15 protein-coding genes are annotated in these 21,710 nt (G+C 60.9%); 2 read left to right on the top strand and 13 right to left on the bottom strand.

What is annotated here, in order from left to right:
- Positions 1-184 precede the first annotated feature (184 nt).
- From B0W55_RS22490 to yaaA, 13 genes are all read right to left on the bottom strand, one after another.
- A complete protein-coding gene (locus B0W55_RS22490; protein ID WP_077048110.1) occupies positions 185-1,636 on the bottom strand; it encodes a mannose-1-phosphate guanylyltransferase/mannose-6-phosphate isomerase in 1,452 nt (483 codons plus the stop codon).
- 214 nt (positions 1,637-1,850) lie between these two features.
- Positions 1,851-2,507: an alginate O-acetyltransferase AlgF gene (locus B0W55_RS22485; RefSeq protein WP_077048109.1), complete on the bottom strand. Its 657-nt coding sequence runs from the start codon at positions 2,505-2,507 to the stop codon at positions 1,851-1,853.
- A 17-nt stretch (positions 2,508-2,524) separates the two neighbouring features.
- On the bottom strand, positions 2,525-3,700 hold the full coding sequence (locus B0W55_RS22480; protein WP_077048108.1) for an alginate O-acetyltransferase: 1,176 nt from the start codon (positions 3,698-3,700) through the stop codon (positions 2,525-2,527).
- An 11-nt stretch (positions 3,701-3,711) separates the two neighbouring features.
- Positions 3,712-5,277, bottom strand: a complete 1,566-nt coding sequence (locus tag B0W55_RS22475) for an MBOAT family protein (RefSeq protein WP_077048107.1) — start codon at positions 5,275-5,277, stop codon at positions 3,712-3,714.
- 245 nt (positions 5,278-5,522) lie between these two features.
- On the bottom strand, positions 5,523-6,638 hold the full coding sequence (locus B0W55_RS22470; protein WP_077048106.1) for a mannuronate-specific alginate lyase: 1,116 nt from the start codon (positions 6,636-6,638) through the stop codon (positions 5,523-5,525).
- Positions 6,639-6,646: 8 nt separating this feature from the next.
- Positions 6,647-8,095, bottom strand: a complete 1,449-nt coding sequence (locus tag B0W55_RS22465; protein ID WP_077048105.1) for an alginate O-acetyltransferase — start codon at positions 8,093-8,095, stop codon at positions 6,647-6,649.
- Positions 8,096-8,105: 10 nt separating this feature from the next.
- On the bottom strand, positions 8,106-9,680 hold the full coding sequence (gene algG / locus B0W55_RS22460) for a mannuronan 5-epimerase AlgG (protein ID WP_077048104.1): 1,575 nt from the start codon (positions 9,678-9,680) through the stop codon (positions 8,106-8,108).
- 26 nt (positions 9,681-9,706) lie between these two features.
- A complete protein-coding gene (locus B0W55_RS22455; RefSeq protein ID WP_077048103.1) occupies positions 9,707-11,191 on the bottom strand; it encodes an alginate export family protein in 1,485 nt (494 codons plus the stop codon).
- The gene (gene algK / locus B0W55_RS22450) at positions 11,188-12,702 is read right to left on the bottom strand and encodes an alginate biosynthesis TPR repeat lipoprotein AlgK (protein WP_256576378.1); all 1,515 of its coding nucleotides are present in this window, start codon (positions 12,700-12,702) and stop codon (positions 11,188-11,190) included. The genes B0W55_RS22455 and algK overlap by 4 nt, the downstream gene beginning before the upstream one ends.
- Positions 12,703-12,711: 9 nt before the next feature.
- Positions 12,712-13,881, bottom strand: a complete 1,170-nt coding sequence (locus tag B0W55_RS22445; protein ID WP_077048101.1) for an alginate biosynthesis protein Alg44 — start codon at positions 13,879-13,881, stop codon at positions 12,712-12,714.
- A 36-nt stretch (positions 13,882-13,917) separates the two neighbouring features.
- Entirely contained in the window at positions 13,918-15,399 is a 1,482-nt protein-coding gene (alg8, locus tag B0W55_RS22435; RefSeq protein WP_371807290.1) for a mannuronan synthase, read from the bottom strand.
- A gap of 151 nt (positions 15,400-15,550) precedes the next feature.
- Positions 15,551-16,867: a nucleotide sugar dehydrogenase gene (locus B0W55_RS22430; RefSeq protein ID WP_077048099.1), complete on the bottom strand. Its 1,317-nt coding sequence runs from the start codon at positions 16,865-16,867 to the stop codon at positions 15,551-15,553.
- An 824-nt stretch (positions 16,868-17,691) separates the two neighbouring features.
- A complete protein-coding gene (yaaA, locus tag B0W55_RS22425; protein WP_077048098.1) occupies positions 17,692-18,471 on the bottom strand; it encodes a peroxide stress protein YaaA in 780 nt (259 codons plus the stop codon).
- Between the two features lie 297 nt (positions 18,472-18,768).
- Here yaaA and B0W55_RS22420 point away from each other — a divergent pair, with 297 nt between their 5' ends.
- Positions 18,769-19,893: a polysaccharide deacetylase family protein gene (locus B0W55_RS22420; RefSeq protein WP_077048097.1), complete on the top strand. Its 1,125-nt coding sequence runs from the start codon at positions 18,769-18,771 to the stop codon at positions 19,891-19,893.
- A gap of 337 nt (positions 19,894-20,230) precedes the next feature.
- Complete coding sequence (locus B0W55_RS22415) at positions 20,231-21,625, top strand: PhoH family protein (protein WP_077048096.1); 1,395 nt, start codon at positions 20,231-20,233, stop codon at positions 21,623-21,625.
- Positions 21,626-21,710: the final 85 nt, after the last annotated feature.

The following is a 21,710-nucleotide window of genomic DNA, read 5'->3' as shown; positions in this document are numbered from 1 at the left end:
TTCGCGAGCAAGCCCGCTCCCACATTCGATCGCATTCTTCAGGCAGAACGCGTTCAAGTGTGGGAGCGGGCTTGCTCGCGAAGAGGCCGGTCGAGGCAATGCAAAACCAAAAAAGCCCCCGTCCAACCCGCTGCGGATAGGGAACGCAGCAGGTTGGGCAGGGGCTTTCAGTTACAGCGATCGTTTACTGCGCGATGGTCTTGACCGAAACGCCACGATCGATCGGCGTCGAACGCCCGTAGATATCTTCAAAGCGCTCGATATCGTCCTCGCCCAGGTAGCTGCCCGATTGCACTTCGATGATTTCCAGCGGGATCTTGCCCGGGTTGCGCAGGCGGTGGACCGAGGCGATCGGGATGTAGGTCGACTGGTTTTCAGTCAACAGGAACACGTTTTCGTCGCAGGTCACCTCGGCAGTGCCGCTGACCACGATCCAGTGTTCGGCGCGGTGGTGGTGCATCTGCAGCGACAGGCACGCGCCCGGCTTGACCGAGATGTGCTTGACCTGGAAGCGCCCGCCCATGTCCACCGAGTCGTAGGAACCCCACGGACGATAGACCTCGCAGTGGTTCTGGGTTTCGCTGCGGCCCTGTTCGTTGAGGGTGTTGACCATCTGTTTCACGCCTTGGACCTTGTCCTTGTGGGCGATCATCATGGCGTCCTTGGTTTCCACCACGACGATGTTTTCCAGGCCGATCACCGACACCAGTTTGCCGTTGCCGTGGATCATGCAGTTCTTGCTGTCCTGGATGACCACATCGCCCTTGGTGACGTTGCCATTGGCGTCTTTGGCATTGACTTCCCACAGCGACGACCAGCAGCCGACATCGCTCCAGCCCGCGGTCAGCGGCACCACGCAGGCGCGCTGGGTTTTTTCCATCACGGAATAGTCGATGGAGTTGTCCGGGCAGCAGGCGAAGGTGGCCTCGTCGATGTTGACGGTGTCCGGGTCTTGCTGGCTGCGTTCCAGGGTCAGCAGGCAGGTGTCGTAGATGTCCGGATCGTGCTTTTTCAGCTCTTCGAGGAAGCGGCTGGCGCGGAACAGGAACATGCCGCTGTTCCAGAAGTAACCGCCGGACTGGACGAACTCGGTGGCGCGCTTCACATCGGGTTTTTCGACGAAGTGCGAGACCCGGCTCACGCCTTCAGGCAGCAGCGAATCGTTGGTCGACTTGATGTAGCCGTAGCCGGTTTCCGGTTTGGTGGCCGGTACGCCGAACAGCACCATCTCGCCGTTTTCCGCGGCGACGGTGGCCAGGGCCAGGGCGCGTTGCAGGGCTTTCTGGTCGTCCAGCACGTGGTCGGCCGGCAGCACCAGCATCAACTCGTCACGGCCTTCATTGACCAGCATCATCGCGGTCAGGGCCACGGCCGGCGCGGTGTTGCGACCGAACGGCTCCATCAGGATGCGCTGGGTTTCCAGCTTGCGAGCCGCCAGTTGCTCGTTGACGATGAAACGGTGGTCCTTGTTGCAGACCACGATCGGCGAGTCCATGCCTTCGAACACCAGGCGCTCCAGGGTTTGCTGGAACAGCGTGTGCTCACCGGTCAGGGCCAGGAACTGTTTGGGGAATTGCTTACGCGAAAGCGGCCAGAGACGTGAACCGCTACCACCTGACAAGATCACCGGAATCATGTGTGTTACTCCTTGCAAATCGTTTGGTTAGAGCGACGAACGTTGTGTCGTTTCACTCTTGTTTTTGTTCCGTGTCCGGACCGACGACTCGATCGACTGTGGGAGCGGGCTTGCTCGCGAAAGCGGTGGATCAGTCGACATGGATGTTGAATGTCAGACCGCCTTCGCGAGCAAGCCCGCTCCCACAAGGGGATGCGTCAGTCAGGCAAATTGTTTAGCGCGTCGCGACCGGGCGTTTCACCCAGACTGGCGACAGGCTGCTGCCGTTACCGGTGACGTACAGCACGGCCGCTTCACCGCGTTCCAGGGCGACGGGTTTGACGTCGCCGACTTTCGTTGCCCCATCGTATAGCGCCAGGCTCACTTTGACCGGGTTGATTTCACGCTCGCCACGGCCCTTGGGCGCGACGTTCGGCACCACGTCGGTCTTGCCGTCGGCGGTCTTCAGGGTCAGCGCCTTGTCGCTGAGGTTCTGCACGCGCACCAGGGATTTCTGTTTGTTCTTGAACGGCGGCTCTTCGATCAGTTGCGGCGCGCCGCTGGCGTTGTTGACCAGGGTGTAATAGTGATCACCGGCCAGTTTCACCGGCAGGCTCTGGCTGCCCACCTTGGCGCTGTAGTCGCCGCCGGGCATGAAGCTGAAGTCACTGCTCGACAGCGGTGCGACGTCGCTCAGGTTGGTGCTGCCGACGGTGGCGCTGACTTCGGCGTTGCTGGCGTTGTAGATGCGCACGAAGCTCGAGCCTTTCGGTGCGGTCGGGCCGTACAGCGCCGCGTCGCCGCCGGCGAAGGCCTGCATCGAAAGCACACTCATACCAGCAACCAAAGCAAAGGTCTTGGCGAGACGACGAGGAGTAGTCGTGAAAGTCATGGAATTACCTCTCTCTTTCAGTTTTGCGCCCGGTCGGGCGTCTCGGATTTAGTGTTTACAGCTACGTTTTGTTGGCGGGCGCCGGCTTGTTTGAGCTCTGCGACCCACTGCGGGTCGGCGTCGCCGATTTCGTTGTTCACAGGCAGATATCGTTCAGGAAACTCCCAGATCAGCACCTGGGGCGGGCTGTTCTTGAAAGCGTCGCTTTTGAGGTAGCTGAGCATCGGCAGGATCGGGCCGTGACCGTCTTCGGCGTAATTGACCACGTCGCTGCGCAGGGCTTGTTTGAGCGCGCCGACGAAGTTCCAGTTGGGGTTGGCGCTGTAGCTGGTGCCGATCAGCGCAACAGGCACTTCGGTGTTGGCGAACAGGGCGTCGTCACCGGCAGGTTGATCGCCGGCGGCCACGGTGTTGCGCTTTTGCAAAGGCTCTTGCGCCGGCATCAGGTTTTCGAACAGTGGGTCCAGCGGCAGGAACAGGCGCAGGTCGCCCTTGTGGGTGATTTTCTCCGCCGGTTCCGTGACGAAGGTTTGCGGCTCGCCGCTCAGCGGGAATTTCTCGGCAATGGTCTTGGCCAGCTTGTTCGCCGCGATTTCCGCGCCTTCCGGCGTCCAATGGGTGTCGGTGCGCAGGAACACTTGCTTGCCGTTCTGCTTGGCCGCTTGCAGCGGGCCGAGCAGGTCAGGCGCCGGAATCCGGTCGGCGGCCAGGCGCTTGTGGAAGTCCTGGTAGAGGTTGGCGTGGATGCTGGCCGGTTTCACTTCACCCAGGTGTTCCGGGTACAGGCGCACCTTGGCCGGCACCACCGCCATCACCAGCTGCACGCCTTTGGCCTTCAGGGTCTGGCGCACGCCTTCGACCAGCGCGTAGTTGCCTTGCAGGTTCAGCTCTTCGTTGACGGTCGGGTGGAATTCTTCATCGCTGTACAGCCACTGGTCGCGACCGAGCACCACGCCCGGACGGCCTTCGTTGAACAGCTTGAAATCCAGTGCCGCCCAGAGGTTGGTGCCCAGGCGCTTGATCGGGAATTCGTCGTCGTAGTGCGTCTCTACCGCCTTGGTCCAGCGACCGTTGAGCACCGTCGCGTCGGCGTTGGTGCTGAAGCCCAGGAAGCTGCGAACCGACCACAGGCCCAGGGCCAGCAGGGTCACCAGGAACAGGGCGATGTAGAAGATGCGTAATGAGCGGGTCATGGTCAGATCCCTCAGAACTGGAAGTAAAGGAACGGCGAGAAGCTTTGCGCCGAGAGTTTGAGAATCGAGGCGATGAACAGCAGCAGCACCAGGGCACGCATCACGTAGCGCGACCAGTCAGCGGTCCAGTAGGCCGGTTGCACCTGGGCATCGACGCCGACGGTGTAGCCAGGCTGATGGATGCTGCCTGGGTTATCCCCTGGCGCGGCTTTGATCAGGCCCGGTTCGGCGGCGGCCGGACCGTCGGCATCGACGTTCACCGCAGGTTTGGTCTTGGCCGGTGGCTGGTTGGTGTAGAAGTCGCGCAGGCCGAAGAACGCCAGGGTCACGTAGGCCACCACCAGGGTCGCGATCTGCAGGCCGGTCAGGTTGGCCTGGTTGAGTTCCGACAGCGACCAGTCGCCGAAGCTGAACATCGCGCCGTACATGCGAGCGGCGACGTGCAGGTTTTCCGCACGGAAAATCACCCAGCCCATCACCACCAGCAGGAAGGTCAGTGCCCAGCGGATCGGGTTGAAGCTGCGCGGCGAGGTGTTCAGGCCCAGGGCCTTTTCGATTGCCAGCCACATGCCGTGCCACGCACCCCAGACGATGTAGGTGATGTTCGCGCCGTGCCACAGGCCACCGAGCAGCATGGTCAGGAACAGGTTGCGATAAGTGATCAGCGTGCCTTTGCGATTGCCGCCCAGGGTGATGTACAGGTAGTCGCGCAGCCAGGTCGACAGGCTGATGTGCCAGCGCCGCCAGAACTCGGTGATCGACTGGCTGATGTACGGCTGCTTGAAGTTTTCCATGAAGCGGAAACCCATCATCAGGCCCAGGCCGATGGCCATGTCGCTGTAGCCGGAGAAGTCGAAATACAGCTGCGCGGTGTAGGCCAGGGCGCCGAGCCAGGCATCGCCCGTGGTCGGGTTTTGCAAGGCGAAGCAATGGTCGGCCACCACCGCCAGGGTGTCGGCGATGAAGACTTTCTTGATGAAACCCTGCATGAACCGCGTGCAGCCCTCGGAGAATTTATCGAGGGTGTGGGTGCGGTTGTTGAACTGGTCGGCCAGGTCACGGAAGCGCAGCACGGGGCCGGCGATCAGGTGCGGGAAAATCGCCACGAACGCCGCGAAGTCGATCAGGTTGCGGGTCGCCGGGGTGTCACCGCGATAGACGTCGATGATGTAGCTGATGGACTCGAAGATGTAGAACGAGATACCGATCGGCAACAGCACGTGGGTCAGGATGAACGGCTCCAGGCCCACCGAGGTCATCATGGCGTTGATGCTGTCGACGCCGAAGTTGGCGTACTTGAAGTAACCGAGGATGCACAGGTCGACGGCCACCCCCAGCAGCAGCCAGCGCTGCGCCGGTTTGGTCTTGACGCCGGCGGCACCGACTTTGAGGCCGATCCAGTAGTTCCAAAGCGTGACGGCGGCGAACAGCGCCAGAAAGTCCACACGCCACCAGGCGTAGAACACGTAGCTGGCGATCAGCAGCAGCAAATTGCGATAGCGCTGCCCGCTCAGGTAGTACAGGCCGAGAAAGATCGGCAAGAACAAAAACAGGAACACGTTGGACGAAAAAACCATCCCGATCTCTCCTTGTTTAACCAACAGTCAAGGGCCAACGGCCCCCCCAAACCCCCCACAGAAAACCGGGGGGCCATTGCATGCTGCGTACTTACCTGTGGCGAGGGAGCTTGCTCCCGTTGGGGTGCGAAGCGCCCCTGAAACCGGATGACGCGGTGTGTCAGTCAATCCGCGTTCATTGGGTTACGACTGCTTCGCAGCCGAGCGGGAGCAAGCTCCCTCGCCACAGGGGAATACCGTCAGCCTTAAGAACCTTTATTGCCTTTTTCGTTGGCCGGGTCGTAGACACGGGTCAGGTCACCCCCCAGGCGGAAGGTCTTGAACGGTTGCATGCCGTGTTTCTTTTCCAGCACGTCCGGGGCGCAGGTGTAGAGAGTGCAGAACGGTTCGAGCCAGGCGAATTTCATGTCCTCCTTGAGGTCGGTCATGTCCTGTTCCTTGCCGTTCTTCTTCTCGAATGCTTCCGGGTCTTTCACCCCGGCCAGCACCCGGTCACCCAGACGCTTGAGGGCGCCGTTGTTTTCCTGGCGCAGGTCCACACCGTTGACCTGGGCGAAACTGGCGATCATCGCCAGCGGCGGCAGGGCGTAGTTGTGGTAAGCCAGCGCCCGCTGCTGACGCTTGAGTTCGTTGGGCAGGAAGCCATCCGCGTCGACCTGATTGGCGCCGACCTTGTATTCCTTCACGGCCCAGTCGAACAGGTCGCGGCGGTTGGTGGCGATGGACGTCGCCATCACTGACCAGGCGGCCCAGTAGGAATGGTTGTTGGTTTTTTCCAGCGGCAGGTTGTCCCAGTCGCTGACCACCTGATCGGCCATCTTGCTGAACCAGGCCTCGATCAGTTGCGACTCCTGCTGATGGTTGGCCAGCGGATGGGAATCGGAGAACTTCAGGCGAATGTACGCAGACGCCATGCTCCCCAGCGCCCATTTGCGCATGGACTTGCCGGTGTGGTTGAAGTCCTTGGACATCAATGCGTCGGCCTTGGCCCAGGCGGTCAACCAGTTGAGCGTGCATTCCAGTTGTTCCGGGCGACCGTCACGCATGAACTGCATCACCCGCTTGCTGGTGCCGCGCTCGATCTTGGTGATGTCGGCGGTGCTGTCGCGGAAGGCTTTTTCCGATTGCACGTTCAGCGTGGAACGGGCCTTGTCCGAGCCTTCGTACTTGCTGCGAAATTGCAGCGAGCCGGTGTAAGGCGCGGGCATGGCGTCGCAGCCTTCGCTGCTGGCGCCGGTTTTGATTTTCTCGATCGGCGCGAAGTAACCCTGTGGCGGGCGCAACGGCGCGGCAGCCTGAGTCGCACCGGCTAACATGGCCAGGCTCAAAAGCGTCAGTGCTGCAAATTTCGGATTTCGCATGGCAGACCTCATTGCCCGACCGAAGCAGTACGCTGCTCGGCGGCCGGGAATACGTTGCGTTTGCAGATTTTCGCTTCGACTTTCTGTGGCGCGGCACCCGCTTCAGGGCCCTGGACTTCGACCGCCAGCAGATTCTGCGAGGCCCAGTCTTCGTCCGTGCGCAACTCGAAGGCGAAACGCCCGTCGGTGTCGGAGGTTTCCGGTTTTTCGATCTTGATGTCCTCGTGGCGGCCGTTCATGTACCAGAGGGTGGCTTGCAGGGTTTTCACCGAGGTATCGGCGAAGCGAATGTCGACCTGGTGGCTGCTGTTCTGCAGGTTCAGGTTTTTGCTGTTGACCATCAGTTCGTTCTTGCCCGGCTTCAGGGTGGTGCTGCCGGACATCTGTGTTTCCTTGCCTTCGCAACCGTTGTCCAGCAACGCCATCATCTGGCGGTAGATGGTTTCCTGGTCCAGGCGGTAGAGCGGCGAGAATTCCCAGATGAGAATCTTCGGCGGGTTCTTCTGGAACTCTTCGCTGCCCAGGTACTGCAGCATCGAGCCTTCCAGGCCACCGCCGGGGAACGCCACGTTGAGAATGTCGGCGCCGATCGCCTCTTCGAGGAAACCGGCGAAGTTGTAGTTCTTGCCGCTGTGGCTGGTGCCGACCAGGGTGATCTGCGGGTTGCCGGAATCGCCGAACAGGTCGCCATCGCCCGCTTCGCCCTTGGGCTCGGTGGTGAATTGATCCATGTACTGGATCGCGTAGCTGGTGCCACAGAGTTGACCGGCCATGTTGTGCAATGTTCCGGTCTTGCCCATGCGACCCGACTTGTGGGTCTCGAATTCACGCTTGGGAATGTCGGCGAAGGCCGGGATCTGCTTGACCTTCTCGGCGACGATTTTCGCCGTGCGCTGGGCGCCGTACGGGGTCCAGTGCTGGTCACCGCGGAAGTAGAAATCGTGGGCGGGCAGGGTGTCTGGCAGTTGTTCGTTGGTCAGCGGCGACAGGTCCGGCACCACGTAACCCATGGCCGCGAAACGGCCGAGCATGGTCTTGTAGTTGGTCAGCGCCTTGTCGAAATCGAAGCTGGCTTTTTCCGCCGGGTTCAACTTGTTGCGGTTCACCAGGCCACGGGTCGGCTGGTAGACCACCACCAGCTCCACGCCCTTGCTCTTGAACGCATCGTGCAGTTGCTTCATGCGCTTGTAGCCGGCAGGGGTGGTGTCGAATTCGGTGCGCAAATCTTCCTGGGTACGGAACAGCCAGTCGCCCTGGGCCTGCACCAGCGTGGTGAAGTTCTGCTGGTAGCGGGTGGTGTAGTTCTTCGCATCGTGGGCGGCCGGGCACAGGCTGCAGCAAGGTTCTGCGGTGAACGTCGGCGCCTTGATTTCATCGGCGCGCGCACCGCTGCTGGCGGCCAGAATGCCCGCCGTCAGGGCCGACAGGCTGAGTAATTTGATCAAGTGTGGGTGCATAAAATTATCCTCAGTCCTGCATTTCGGTCTGGCGTTCGACAGGGTCGATCAGCACGGCTTTCTGCTGGCGCACCAGCAGGTCGAGAATTTCATCCTGGCGCTCGCCGAGGATCCCCGTGAAGCTGATGCCGCTGGATTTGGTCGGGGCGAGCATGGACACGCGATACAGCTCCACGCTCAGCGGCGAATCGATGGACAGCGGCCCGCTGCCGTTGGCCGCCAGTTCACCGCCGACCACGATCAGCGACACCTGGGCGTCGAACGGGTCGAGCTTGATGTCGCGATCGGTGTCGGTCAGGTCCTTGATGTGCCCGTAGACGCCGGTCAGGCCGTTGGCCATGGCGACGTTTTCGTAGAGGCGAATGTTCACGCTGTTACGAATGCGGATGCCGTGGCGACGGTTGCTGATCACCTTGTTGCCCCACAACAGGTTGTCGGCACTCTCGTAGAGGGTGATGCCGTCGGTGTGGTTCTGGTAGATCTCGTTGTGGGCAATGATGTTGTTGACGCTGTTACGGTCGATCACCAGGCCTGAGAGGTGGTTGTCGTAGCTGCGGTTGTTGAAGATGAAGCTGTCGTTGACCTCACGGGAAATGATGATCCCGTGCTTCTTCTTCGTGCCGTACACCGTGTTGTCGGCGATGATCAGCCCGTGGGACCGGTCATGGGGGTCGATGCCGTAGACGATGTTGTCCTTGTAGGTGTTGCCCTTGACCACGAAGTCGCGGGTTTCGTAGCAGTAGAAGCCGTACCACATGTCCGAGAACTCGGAGCCGACGATCCAGCCGGTCGGTTCGGGACGCTTGAGCACCTTGGCCATGTTGGGCGTGTACTGGGAAATACTCACGCCGTAGGACTTACTGTTGGCGTAGCCGAAACTGGCGATCTTGCTGTTGGCGATGTAGGTCTCGGTGCCACCCCAGGCCAGCAGGAACGGACGGAATTCCTTGGGCGAGTTGAACGTCGCCGGGCCGTTGTCCTTCTCGCGCCAGCCAGTGATTTTGGTGTCACGCACGAACAACTGGCCGTCGTTGACCAGGAACGAACCGGCCTCCTGGGACAGGCGCAGTTCCTGGGTCTGGCGGTCGATTTCGAGGATGCCGTGACGGCCGACCACGATCGGCAACTTCGCCAGGAACACCCCCGGCGAGGTTTCGCTGAAGTACTGCTTGGGCAGTTTTTTCGCCAAGTCCTTGAGGTTCATGTAGCCGTCGTCGACGAAGATCGCCTGGGGGATGCCGTGCTGACGCACCACCCACTCGGCCATCTTGTTGTCGCCGCCGATGAAGTCCTTCAGGGCGTCTTCCTGCATCATCCGGCGCACGCTGATCTTGCCGGCCTTGCTGCGCACGATTTTTTTGGCGATGGCTTCGGCGGTGTAGCCGGACACGTCCGGCAGGGTCGGCGTGGCCAGTTCCAGCGGCGCGGTCGGTGCGCTGCTGACGGTGTAGGTCTTGGCCTGTTGCAGTTCCTTGGCCGTGGTCACCGGCTTGGCCGGTTCCACACTGGCGAAGGCAACCGTGCTGGCCAGCAGCATGGCGCCGGCCAACAGGCTGATCGAGCCTTTCAAGGCTTGATGATTCATCTGGGAGACTCCCTTCGCAATGTGCATCAGAAGCGCCAGATCACGTCGATGAACGCGCGGTGCATGTACGAATCGACTTCTTTGCCGTAGGCGTCGCCGGGCTTGAACACGCCGCCACGGAACCGCACCAGGGCCGAAGGCTCGTCGATCGACTGGCTCAACGCCGCCGGCAACAGGCCCTGCTTGAAGTACTTGGTGACCACCAGGTCCATTTCCTGACCCATGTCTTTTTCGCCATCGTTGAGTGGCAGCGACGTGCTGGAGAGCACGGCGCCGGTCTCGTCATCGGTGTTGTTCTGCACCGCGTCGATGCCGTTGCTGCCCACCGGCTTGTTGCCGTCGACACGCCAGAACTTGTGGTAGATCAGGCTGGCGTCGTATTGGTCGTTGAGCATCCACGAGCCGAACAGGGTGGCGGTTTGCAGGTTGTTCATTTCGCCACGGAAGGCTTCGCCGAAACGGTGAACCCGCGAACGCGTACCGGTGTAGTTCGAGCGGTTGCTTTCCAGGCCGTTCTGTTCGTAGTCGGCGCTGGCACGGGCATAGGCCGCACCCACTTGCCACTGCGGATCGAGGCGCAGGCGCACGCCCAGGTCGGTGGCCCAGCCGTCGATGTCGCCGCTTTTCTTCGGTTGTGCGGGAGCGGTGCCATCGGCGTTCAGCGGGTTGACCTTGTCGCGGTCGCCGCTCATGCCGGTGATGCTGCCCCAGTAATTGACCGTGTTGGTATTGCGCCAGTTGTAGGCGTCGCTGTTGGCTTGCAGGCCCAGCCAGCTGATGTCGCCGTTCTGTTTCTTGTCCAGCGAATCGCTGGGCTGGCCCGGCTCTGCGTAGTCGAGCTTGCCGTCGTCATGGGTGTGGTGACCGCGAATGCCGACCCACTGGCCCGGGGTCCACTGGTACTCGGCGTCCGCGTAGGCGTGCAGGCGATCCTTGTCGGCCGGTGCCAGTTCTTTCAGGTCGGTGCGGTACTCGCTGAAGCGTTCGGCGACACCGGCGTGGGCCCGCAACAGGGTGGTGTCGAAGTCCCAGTTGAGGGCTTCGATGTTGGTGTCACGCCATTGGCCGTCATCATTGTGCAGGCGCTGACGACCGAACTTGAGGATCTCGCCGGGGTAGGGCGTGAAGCCGCTGTAGCCGACCCAGAACTCGCGCATCGCCAAGTAGTTTTTCTTGGTCTTGCGGTCATTGTTCTGGGTGTTCTCGGTGCCTTCGGATTGTTGCAGGGTGTCGGTCTCGATGATGTCGGTGGACGTCACCGCCTGACCCATGGCGTAGGCGCTCCACGCGCCGCTCTGGCCGTAGACCCACGGACGCAGGTCCAGGCCCAGGCCATTCACATCGCCACCGCCCTGGGTGCCCAGGTCGCGGTCATCTTCGGACTGGCCGGTGATTTTCACTTCAAGGCCGAAGTTCTTGGTCTCTTCGGTCATCGCCGCCAGGGTCGGGCACGACCAGATCAGCGCGAATGTCAGGCCGATACCGGCCTTCATGAATGGATTCAACTTCATAGGGTTTCCTCGCCGTCCTCTTCTTGCAGGGCGTGCAGTTGCAGCGTGTTCTGGCTCAAGGCACCGCGGGTCGCCTGTTCCTGTTTCAACAGACGCTGGGCCTCGGCAAGCTGCGCAGGCGGCAGTTGGGCTTCGAGTGTTTGGGCAAGCTCGGTGGCTTGCGGGGTGTTCTGGGCCTTGGCCAGTTGACTGAACACGTAGGCATTGAGCGGGTCAGGCTTGGTGCCCTTGCCCTGGGAAAACAACTGGGCGATGGCGAAGTCGGCGCTGTTCTGGCCGTTGCGCGCAGCGGTCAGCAAGTGATCGAGGGCTTTTTGCGGGTAGACCTTGCCCAGGTAGCCACGGCGATAGATCTGGCCCAGGTAGTAATCGGCGGCGACTTCGCGGCCGACGGCTTTCTGGAAGTGCTCCTCGGCGACCTTGGCGTCGGCCGGGACCAGTTTCCCTTCGTAGTACAGCTTGCCCAGCAGCAGTTCGGCGCGGGGCTGGTCGGCGGCGCGGCCGTTGTCCAGGTACTTCATCATCTGGTCGACATCGCCCAGTTCAGGGAAGTCGTAGATCAGTTGCGCCAGGGTCACCCACGACGCCGGGTAGCCCGGCGCGATAGGCTCGAGCAGCGACTGCGCGGTTTTTTCGTCGGTCTTGCCCAGGGTCGAATCGGCCAGCACACGAGCGACGCTGTCGACCCGTTGAGCGGAGACGGTGCCACGGCTGTGGGCGGCCTGCATCTGCTTGATCAGCTCGGCCTGTTGCTCTGGCTGGGCCTTTTTCTGATAGACGGTGGCCAGTTCGACGTAGCAGATGTCGGTGGTGTTGATCGCCGCCTTGCAGATTGTTTCCACGTCATCGAGGTGCTGGTCGTAGGTGCCCTGGGTGCGGTACAGCAGCACTTGCGCCAGGCCCGCTTCCGGCTTGCCTTCGGCGCGCCATTGGCTGATCTGCTTCTGCGCATCGACGTTTGGGAAGCTGTGCGGGTATTGCAGGTAGAGCATGGCCAGTGGGATCAAGGTGTTGCCTTCGCCAGCGGCGGCGGCCTTCTTCAGCAGACCTTCGGCTTCGTGCTGTTCGGCTTCGGTGGAGCCGGGCTTGGCCACCAGCAGACGACCCAGGCGTGCCTGGGCACGGGGCGAAACGCTGGCGGCGGCGCGGTACGTCGCCTCGGCCTGTTTCATCTGTGCCGGGTCGCGGCTGTCGACCTGGATGTCGGCCAGGCCGACCTGGGCCTCGCTGTAGCCCAGGTCGGCCAGTTGCTGATAGTTCGCCGCAGCGGTGGCGGTGTCGCCACGCTTGAGCGCTTCGTTGGCCAGGCGCTGGTCGGGCAGGCCGGCGCAGCCGCTGAGGCTGACGGCCAGTGCCAGCGAGCACACCACAAATCCAGTGTGGGAGCGGGCTTGCTCGCGAAAGCGATGTGTCAGCCAGCATTGATTCTGAATATGCAACCGCATTCGCGAGCAAGCCCGCTCCCACAGGGGCTGCGGTGTGTTCAGGATAGGTGGAGTCGTCACAGGCATGTCCTCCGGTTACAGACCAGCCGCCATGGCTTTGTCGATCAGCCAGTTCAGGTTCGGGCCGCGGTCGCTGTTCACTTCCACCGGGCGGCCGGCGAGGGTGCTGTCCAGGGCTTCGTCAGGCTGGATCAGGACGCGGATGTCGGAGGACAGGTCGGCGCTTTTGAGGCTGGTGCTGCTGACGATCTTGCCGGTGCGGGTCTTGTCTTCGCCGGCGATCTGGAAGCGCACGGCGGTGCCTGGCAACACGTCGCCGAACTGACGGTAGGAGAAGCGCGCTTCGACATTGGCTTCGGTGTTGCGCGGCACCAGTTGGAAGATCACGTCGCCCTTGCTGGCGTACTGACCGTTGGCGACCAGTTGCTGGCCCACGGTGCAATCGCAGGGGGAGGTCAGGGTGCCGGTCATTTGCTTGCCAAACAGTTCCTCGACCTTGGCCGGGGCCAGTTGATCGTCTTCCAGGTGACCCTTGAGCACGTCGAGCATGCTGGTGCTGAAGGTTGCCAGCGGTGCGCCCTTGGCGGCCACGCCGTCCGCCTTGATCAGGCTCTGCACGGTGCCGTCGCGAGGCATGGTGATGTTCACGCCCTGCACACTCACCAGGCCGGCCTGGGCGTGGCTGACGAAGTACATGCCGTACACCGACTTGAAGATGAAGCCGAACGCCGCCAGGCCGACGATGAAAATGCCCAGGCTGAAGGTCACGGCCTTCAGGCGCCCGAACGGGGTCATGCCGTGGCCGCCGTCCTTGACCTTGCGTGCCTTGGTGAAGTTGTCGCGCTGCAGGGTCGCCAGCACTTCGCCGATGCTGACGATGTCGCCGGCCAGGTGCGAGGTGATCAGGTGGCGCAGGGTCGAGATGTCCTGCGGTTCCAGGTTCTGGAACTGACAGCCGACGCGACCGGTCTGGCGGTCGAAGGAACGTACTTGCAGTTCGACGTCCATGGCCAGGCCGAGGTTGTCGATGACGAATTGCAGGCGGGCCTTGTACACATCGCCGACCTTGAGCGGCATCTGACCGGCGTTGAAGGCCAGGCCACCGGCGGACAGGTCGAGCACCCGGGCTTCGACCGGTGTGCGGTCAGGGCCGAAGAACCGCAGCTTGGCCGGGATTTTCACTCGGGCGTGCTGGCGCTGGGCTTCGGATTCGTGCACTACGTTGGCGTTGACGGCGGTATTCATAAGGGCGTTTTCCTTGTTAATTCAATAAGGGGGCGGTCAGACCATCATCAGCAGCACGGCGACAAAGATGCTGCCGGCGGAGAAGGTCATGGTCCGAGACGACCAGGTGTTGAACCAACGTTGAAAGCTGGCGAGATCACGGGTCAGTTTGGTGTCCTGGCGGGTCCAGGACTGTTGGTCGAGGCGGAAGAACACGTAGATCTTCACCAGCGCGCCGACGATCTGGTTGTAATAGAGAATCGCCGGGTAGGCCGGGCCGATCCGGTGACCGGAGCAGGACAGCAGCAGGGTCAGGATCAGGCGGGTGATGCCGATCCACAGCAGATAGACCAGGATGAATGCGGTGCCGTACTTGAAGCTGGCGATGATCGCCACGGTCAGGCCCAGCAGCGAGGTCCACATCGACACGCGCTGATCGAACAGCACCACCGAGGTGAACGCACCCAGGCGTCGGATCCCCAGGCCCAGGGCGCGGGAGTTCTGGCGCAGGTTGTTGCCGTACCAGCGGAACATCAGTTTGCGGCTGGCCTTGATGAAGCTCTTCTCTGGCGGGTGCTCGACGGTGTGGATCGCCGCGTCGGGCACGTAGAACGTGTCGTAGCCCAGGCGCATCAGGCTGAACCAGCTCGACTTGTCATCGCCGGTGAGGAACTTGAAGCGGCCCAGGCGCCAGTGTTGCAGCGAGTCGCTTTCCACGTCGGCGATGAAGTCCGGGTCGGTGACCACGGTGGCGCGGAACACCGACATGCGGCCGGTCATGGTCAGCACGCGCTTGGACAGGGCCATCGAGCACATGTTGATGTGACGCTGGGCGAAACGCAGCTTGTGCCATTCGCTCATGATGTAGCCGCCGCGCACTTCACAGAACTCGTTGGTGGTCAGGCCGCCAACGTTGCCGAACAGCTGGAACCACGGCACGGTCTTGAGCACCACGCCTTCGGCGAGCACGGTGTCGCCGTCGATGACGGCCACGACAGCGCGGTCATCCGGCAGGTGGCGCGAGATGGCGCGGAAACCGTAGGCCAGGCCATCGCGCTTGCCGGTGCCGGGAATGCGCACGAAATCGAGTTTCACGCGGTCAGGGGGATTCATCCGGTTCCACAGGCTTTTGACCAGCAGTTCATCGGACATTTCCACGATGGAGCAGACCACGGTGGTCGGCAGGCCACAGTCGATGGCCTCGCGAATCACCGAGCTGTAGACCTGGGCGGTGGTCAGCGCATCGATCCGGAAACTGGTGACCATCAGGAACACATGGGACGGGTCCGCCGCCTTGCCCAGCTTGCGCACTTTGCGCCGCAGGTGCGGGTAGACCACGTACAGAAACAGCATGCCGCGCACGAAGTGCGTGGCGCCCATCGAGTAGCGCCAGATGCCGACGATACCGATCAGGAAAATGAAGTCCTTCGACTCGGAGTCGAACGTGGACACAGGCAGCGCCAGGGCGATGCCCATCAATAAACTTAGATAAAACAGCCAACCGGCGGCCTGGAGTAGGCCGTGCTTGAGCCTGTGCATAATCTGCATCCGTCTAGATCTCGGGTTAACGCAGGCGTACAAACCTGTAGGAGCGAGCGTGCTCGCGATGGTCGCCAACGATGACGCTGGGTACCTGATACCCAGCGGTGTTCTCAGGTGCATCGCGAGCAAGCTCGCTCCTACAAGGGGCTTACCAGCAGATGCCTTCGGTACGGCCGCTGACGCTGGTGGCCTTGGACATGAAGCCCACCAGGTCGATCACCTGCTTGCCGTGCGGGACGTCCTGCGCCAGGGCGCGGAATTTCTCGTCACGGTTGCCGAGGATGATCACGTCGGAGTTGTTGATCACATCGTCGAAGTCGGAATTGAGCAGGGAGGACACGTGAGGGATCTTCGACTCGATGTAGTCCTTGTTGGCGCCATGGACGCGGGCGTATTCGACGTTGCTGTCGTAGATCTTCAGGTCGAAACCCTTGCCGATCAGCATCTCCGCCAGGTCCACCAGCGGGCTCTCGCGCAGGTCGTCGGTACCGGCCTTGAAGCTCAGGCCCAGCAGGGCGACTTTGCGTTTGTCGTGGCCTTGGACGATGTCGAAGGCGTTCTGCACCTGGGACTCGTTGCTGCGCATCAGCGAGTTGAGCAGCGGCGCTTCGACGTCCAGGGAGCCTGCGCGATAGGTCAGGGCGCGCACGTCTTTGGGCAGGCACGAACCGCCGAAAGCGAAGCCCGGGCGCATGTAGTACTGGGACAGGTTCAGGGTCTTGTCCTGGCAGACCACGTCCATCACTTCACGACCGTCGACGCCGACGGCCTTGGCGATGTTGCCGATCTCGTTGGCGAAGGTCACCTTGGTGGCGTGCCAGACGTTGCAGGTGTACTTGATCATCTCGGCAACGGCGATGTCCTTGCGGATGATCGGCGCGTCGAGCTCTTCGTACAGCGATTGCAGGACGTCACCGGACGCTTTGTCGAACTCGCCGATGACGGTCATCGGTGGCTGGTCGTAGTCGGCGATGGCGGTGCTTTCGCGCAGGAATTCAGGGTTGACCGCAACGCCGAAATCGACGCCGGCCTTCTTGCCGGAGCAGTCTTCGAGGATCGGGATGACCACGTTGGCCACGGTGCCCGGCAACACGGTGCTGCGCACCACGATGGTGTGGCGAGTGGTCTTGTCGCGCAGCACGAAACCGATTTCGCGGCACACCGCTTCGATGTAGTTCAGTTCCAGATCGCCGTTCTTCTTGCTCGGCGTACCGACGCAGATCATCGACAGATCGGTGTCGCGAATGGCTTCGGCGAAGTTGGTGGTGCCGCGCAGGCGGCCTGTTTGAATACCTTGGGCCAGAAGTTCGCCCAGGCCCGGTTCAACGATCGGCGACTTCCCGGCATTGATCATATCGATCTTGTCTTTGGCAACATCGACGCCGACAACGTCATGGCCCCGTGCAGACAGGCAACCGGCACAGACGGCGCCCACATAACCCAAACCAAAAATGCTGATGCGCATCGCAATTACCTCTCTGTTATCAAGCCTGTAAACATCAAGCCATTAGATGGCCGGAGTTAATGGTAGTCATCGTGCAAAGTGCACTCGCAAGTGCATCTTGCAGGCGCAACAATGCCCTGTAGTGGCATGTAAGTTACGAGTGTCTAAATAAGTGCACTCAAGGTGTGCGTCACCGGAGCTTATTGTTATGACGTGCTCCGTCATGCAGCCGATCCTCTTTTCAGAAGATATTCGTGCAATGTTCCTGCGCGCTCGAAGCCAGGCCAGAAGCCTGTATTTTCAAGCGGTTGGGTGCTCAGTCGAGCACGTTATAGGGGCGCGGCCTTGGCCCTGTAGGGGATAGTCATCATCGGTTATCTCCTGTCCTTCGTATGTTGCCCAAATCAGTGATTAGTCCGCGAAAGTTGATGGGGTAACTTCGCTACATGGATCTCTGCTCTGCGTAAGTTATTTCGCACATTCGCTGCGAAAATCGTTACCGGTGGTATGAGCGGTGCATTCAGACGAAGTTCCGGCCCGCCGATCATGATTTCTGAAATTTTTTGAAATATTGACAAAGATGGCACTGCTTTCAAATTGATAGCACTTGCCGTTTCGCCCTTTATATATAGGCGGATAATCAGAAGGGATAGTTTTTTGCCACTACCGGGAAATTTTTTCTGTGCCACTACTGAAAAAAATGATCGAAGTCGAATGAAACTATCGTTAGGGAATTGACTGATGTATTTATGGCGCCATAAAAATGGCGAATCTGGCGGGGAAGTTGCGCTTGATTAATGGCGCGGCGCAGATGGGATTTTCCGGTTCTGCGCCGCGCTGATGCATCACTCGGGTGCGTGGTCGCGCAGGAATACCAGGTGGTCCGGTTTCGATTGCTCGGCGCTGAAGCGATAGCCTTGAACGTCGAACTGTTTGAGGGCGTCGGGGTTGTTGATGCGCTCCTCAATGACGAAGCGGCTCATCATGCCCCGGGCCTTTTTCGCGTAGAAACTGATGATCTTGTACTGACCGTTCTTCAGGTCCTTGAAGTCGGCGTTGATGACCCGTGCGTTCAAGGCACTGCGCTTGACCGCCGAGAAGTACTCGTTGGAGGCCAGGTTCAGCAGTACGTCATCGCCCTGATCGGCCAGGGCTTCGTTCAGCCATTCGCTGATGCGCGTATCCCAGAAGGCATACAGGTCTTTGCCCCGGGCGTTGGCCAGTCTGGTGCCCATTTCCAGGCGATAGGGCTGCATCAGGTCCAGTGGGCGCAGCAGGCCGTACAGGCCCGAGAGCATCCGCAGGTGTTGCTGGGCGTAATCGAAATCGGCTTCGCTGAAGGTTTGCGCATTGAGCCCGGTGTACACATCGCCCTTGAACGCCAGCAATGCCTGCTTGGCATTTTGCGGGTTGAAGGCTGGGGTCCAGCTGCCGAAACGCGCGGCGTTGAGGCCGCCGATCTTGTCGGAGACGTGCATCAACTCGCTGATCTGCGCCGGCGACAGCTCGCGCAACTGCTGGATCAGTTCCTGGGAATGGTCGAGGTACTGCGGCTGGGTAAAGCGCTGGGTCGCCGGCGGTGTTTCGTAGTCGAGGGTCTTGGCGGGTGAAATCACCATCAGCATGAAGTCGTCTCCTTTAATCGTGGGGGCGATTCTAGGGGGTTGTCCCTGTGGACTCCAGCTATCGGTGTGATAGGTGATCGGTGGTTTGGCTGGATAGGCTTTTGTGGCGAGGGAGCTTGCTCCCGCTCGAGCGCGAAGCGCTCGCAAGAAGGGCCAGCAGGATTTACCTGAAGCAATGAGGGGGCGGGTCTTGGGGCTGCTTCGCAGCCCAGCGGGAGCAAGCTCCCTCGCCACAGGGAGTCCACTGAGCTGCGATCAGCTATAGTGCCGCCCGGGTTTTGTTACGGAGACATCCCATTGCGTATCGTCCTTCTATTCTCGGCCTGGCTGCTGAGCCTTGGCGCCCTGGCAGCGCCGGGCGATGTGGCGACGCTCGATCGCGGCACCTGGCCGGAAAAGCTCAACAACCCGACCCTGTTCGACGTGGCTTCGCGGGCCGAGATCCTCATGTTCGCTCGGGGGTTGCTGGCCAGCGAAGCCCTGGATGAGCCGGCTCTGGCCCAGCGCCTGGGTTTGCGTACGGTCAACATGGAGTCGGTCAATCGCCTTCGCCAGCGCCTGTGGCAACGCTTGCTCGCCAGCTTCAATGTCGCCCAGCAAAGTTGCGATCAGGACGCGTCGTTCTGTTTCCTGGTCGAGGACATGCCGACCCTGCGTGAGGCCGCTGGAAAGTTCCAGCTCGGCGAAGACAGCTACTACATCAAGTGGGCCGAACCCAGCCGCCTGTTCCACGCCCAGTACCTGGACGAGCAGTTGCGCAAGGCTGCGCTGTTCCCGCAAACCAGCAGCGAAGTCGATCAATTCGGCGACTACGAGCGCAACGGCGATGACATGCATGACCGGCTGTTTCTGCTCACCTTCGACAGCGCCGCCAATGCCGCGCCGGACAATACCGACTGGGTTGCGCAGTACCTGCGCAAGTCGAACATGAGCGGCACGTTCTTCGTGCTCGGCAAGGATATTCAGGCACGTCTGGCCCAGGGCTCGGTGGCCAACCTGCAGGCGACGTATTCCACCCAGTGCATCGGCGTGCAAGGCTGGGAGTTCCGGTCACACAGCCACTGGCAGGACTGGCAGGATTCGGTGCGCCGCAGTGTCGACCTGGTTAAAAGCAAACTGCCGGAGAATTACGTACCGTTGTTCCGCCCGCCCGATGGCCAGCGACGCTCGGACGCCGAAGCGTTTTTCAAGTCCCAGGGCCTGCAGGTGGCGTTGTGGGACATCGACGCCCAGGACGGCGCCGGCAAACTCAAGGCCAGTCAGAGCGCGCAACGGGTGCTGACCCTGATGCTGCTGTGGCGTCATGGCGTGATCAATTTCAATGTGAAGCAGGATGGGGTGAAAACGGCGTTGCCCTGGTTGCTGGCGCAAACGGCGCAGAGCGGGATCGGTTGGGAAGATTGTCAGAGCGGGTTTCGATGAAAACGGCCAAAGCCCGTAAACATTGGGGCTGGGGCGATTTTGGAAGGGATTTTGTTGCAGGTTGACTTCCGACTGTAAACGGGTGATGGCAGTCCGCCAAGCGCTTTTCGTCACTCTGCAAAATAAACTTCAAAAAAGCGTCAAAGTGCTTTTTTCTGTCATGTGTTTTGGAGTATTACGAAGACAGACCGCCGAAACCTGCAACACAGGTGGCGTCTTCCAAGACCCGTTTGTTTGCAGTCACTTGAATCTCCGCAGGTGAGAGATTCGGCGGCCACTTCGAGGCGCAGCACCGCTCAGGTATTGCGTCCACTGGCTCTGACAAAGGTGACCGAGTATGGATGATCACGGACGTAGCTCTTCTTCCAACCAGCCAATCCTTTATGTACTCGATACCAACGTACTGATTCACGATCCAAACGCGCTCCTCAACTTCGAAGAACACCACGTCGCCATTCCGATGACCGTGCTTGAAGAGCTGGACAAGCTCAAGAGTGGGCATCACAGCGTTGCCGCCGAATGCCGCCAGGCCATCCGGCTGATCGACAAAACCCTGGGCGATGCCTCCCCTGAGGATGTGGAACAGGGCGTGCCGATCCAGCGCGGCAAGGGCGGCCCGAAAGGTTTGCTGTCAATTCTGATGAGCAAACGCGCCGAGCCGAACATCATTCTGCCCGAGCACCTGAACGACAACAAAATCATCAACCAGTTGATCGATCTGCACACCCACGACCCGAAAAAACCGGTCGTGCTGGTCACCAAAGACATCAACATGCGCCTCAAGGCCCGCGCGTGCGGGATCGCGGCCGAGGACTACAGCACTGACCAACTGGTCGACGACGTCTCGCTGCTGCCCAACGGTTACCACAACATGACCGGCTCCTTCTGGGACCTGGTGAGCAAGGTCGAAACCCGTCAGGGCCACGGTCGCACCTGGCACCAGGTTAAGTTGATCGACAACCTGCCGGCGGTGCACATCAACGAGTTCATCATCGATGAGCAGGGCTTTGTCGGCTGGATCAAGGAGATCGAGAACGACCAACTGCTGATCCTCGACCTGCACCAGGAGCCGCTGCTGCATCAGGAAGCCTGGGGGCTCAAGCCTCGTGACATCTATCAGAGCCTGGCGCTGTTCGCCCTGCTCGACCCGGACATCCACCTGGTCAACCTGTCCGGCGCCGCCGGTTCCGGTAAAACCATCCTGGCCCTGGCCGCTGCCATCGAGCAGACCATGGTCAGCAAGCGCTATCGCCGTATCATCGCCACCCGCAGCGTGCAGGGCCTGGACCAGGAGATCGGCTTTTTGCCCGGTACCGAAGCGGAGAAAATGGAGCCTTGGCTGGGCGCCATCACTGACAACCTCGAAGCCTTGCACATGGATGACGAAAGCACACATGGCAGCGTCGACTACATCCTCAGCAAAGTGCCGTTGCAGTTCAAATCCCTCAACTACATTCGCGGTCGCAGCTTCCAGCAGAGCCTGATCCTGATCGACGAATGCCAGAACCTCACGCCACACCAGATGAAAACCATCATCACCCGTGCCGGCGCCGGTTCCAAAGTGGTGTGCCTGGGTAACCTGGCGCAGATCGACACCCCGTACCTGTCCGCCACCAGCTCCGGGCTGACCTACCTCACCGAGCGCTTCAAGGACTTCCCCAACGGCGTGCACATCACCCTGCAAGGGGTGCCCCGTTCGATTCTGGCCGAATACGCCGAATCGCATCTGTAACCCTCAACACAAAACCGGGCGGCCCTAAAGCCGCCCGGTTTTTTATGCCCCCCACAAATCCCCTGTGGGAGCGGGCTTGCTCGCG

The organism is Pseudomonas sp. KK4 (genome assembly GCF_001984065.1).
Classification (GTDB): Bacteria; Pseudomonadota; Gammaproteobacteria; order Pseudomonadales; family Pseudomonadaceae; genus Aquipseudomonas.
The sequence above is the reverse complement of the archived record's forward strand: the minus strand, read 5'-3'. Positions and strand labels throughout refer to the sequence as shown.

Coding starts and splice junctions, on each gene's coding strand:
- B0W55_RS22445 (WP_077048101.1), bottom strand. CDS start 13,881: ATGAATACCGCCGTCAACGCCAACGTAGTGCACGAATCCGAAGCCCAG.
- B0W55_RS22415 (WP_077048096.1), top strand. CDS start 20,231: ATGGATGATCACGGACGTAGCTCTTCTTCCAACCAGCCAATCCTTTAT.
- B0W55_RS22485 (WP_077048109.1), bottom strand. CDS start 2,507: ATGACTTTCACGACTACTCCTCGTCGTCTCGCCAAGACCTTTGCTTTG.
- B0W55_RS22465 (WP_077048105.1), bottom strand. CDS start 8,095: ATGCACCCACACTTGATCAAATTACTCAGCCTGTCGGCCCTGACGGCG.
- algK (WP_256576378.1), bottom strand. CDS start 12,702: ATGCCTGTGACGACTCCACCTATCCTGAACACACCGCAGCCCCTGTGG.
- B0W55_RS22480 (WP_077048108.1), bottom strand. CDS start 3,700: ATGACCCGCTCATTACGCATCTTCTACATCGCCCTGTTCCTGGTGACC.
- B0W55_RS22430 (WP_077048099.1), bottom strand. CDS start 16,867: ATGCGCATCAGCATTTTTGGTTTGGGTTATGTGGGCGCCGTCTGTGCC.
- B0W55_RS22470 (WP_077048106.1), bottom strand. CDS start 6,638: ATGCGAAATCCGAAATTTGCAGCACTGACGCTTTTGAGCCTGGCCATG.
- algG (WP_077048104.1), bottom strand. CDS start 9,680: ATGAATCATCAAGCCTTGAAAGGCTCGATCAGCCTGTTGGCCGGCGCC.
- B0W55_RS22490 (WP_077048110.1), bottom strand. CDS start 1,636: ATGATTCCGGTGATCTTGTCAGGTGGTAGCGGTTCACGTCTCTGGCCG.
- B0W55_RS22455 (WP_077048103.1), bottom strand. CDS start 11,191: ATGAAGTTGAATCCATTCATGAAGGCCGGTATCGGCCTGACATTCGCG.
- alg8 (WP_371807290.1), bottom strand. CDS start 15,399: ATGCACAGGCTCAAGCACGGCCTACTCCAGGCCGCCGGTTGGCTGTTT.
- B0W55_RS22475 (WP_077048107.1), bottom strand. CDS start 5,277: ATGGTTTTTTCGTCCAACGTGTTCCTGTTTTTGTTCTTGCCGATCTTT.
- yaaA (WP_077048098.1), bottom strand. CDS start 18,471: ATGCTGATGGTGATTTCACCCGCCAAGACCCTCGACTACGAAACACCG.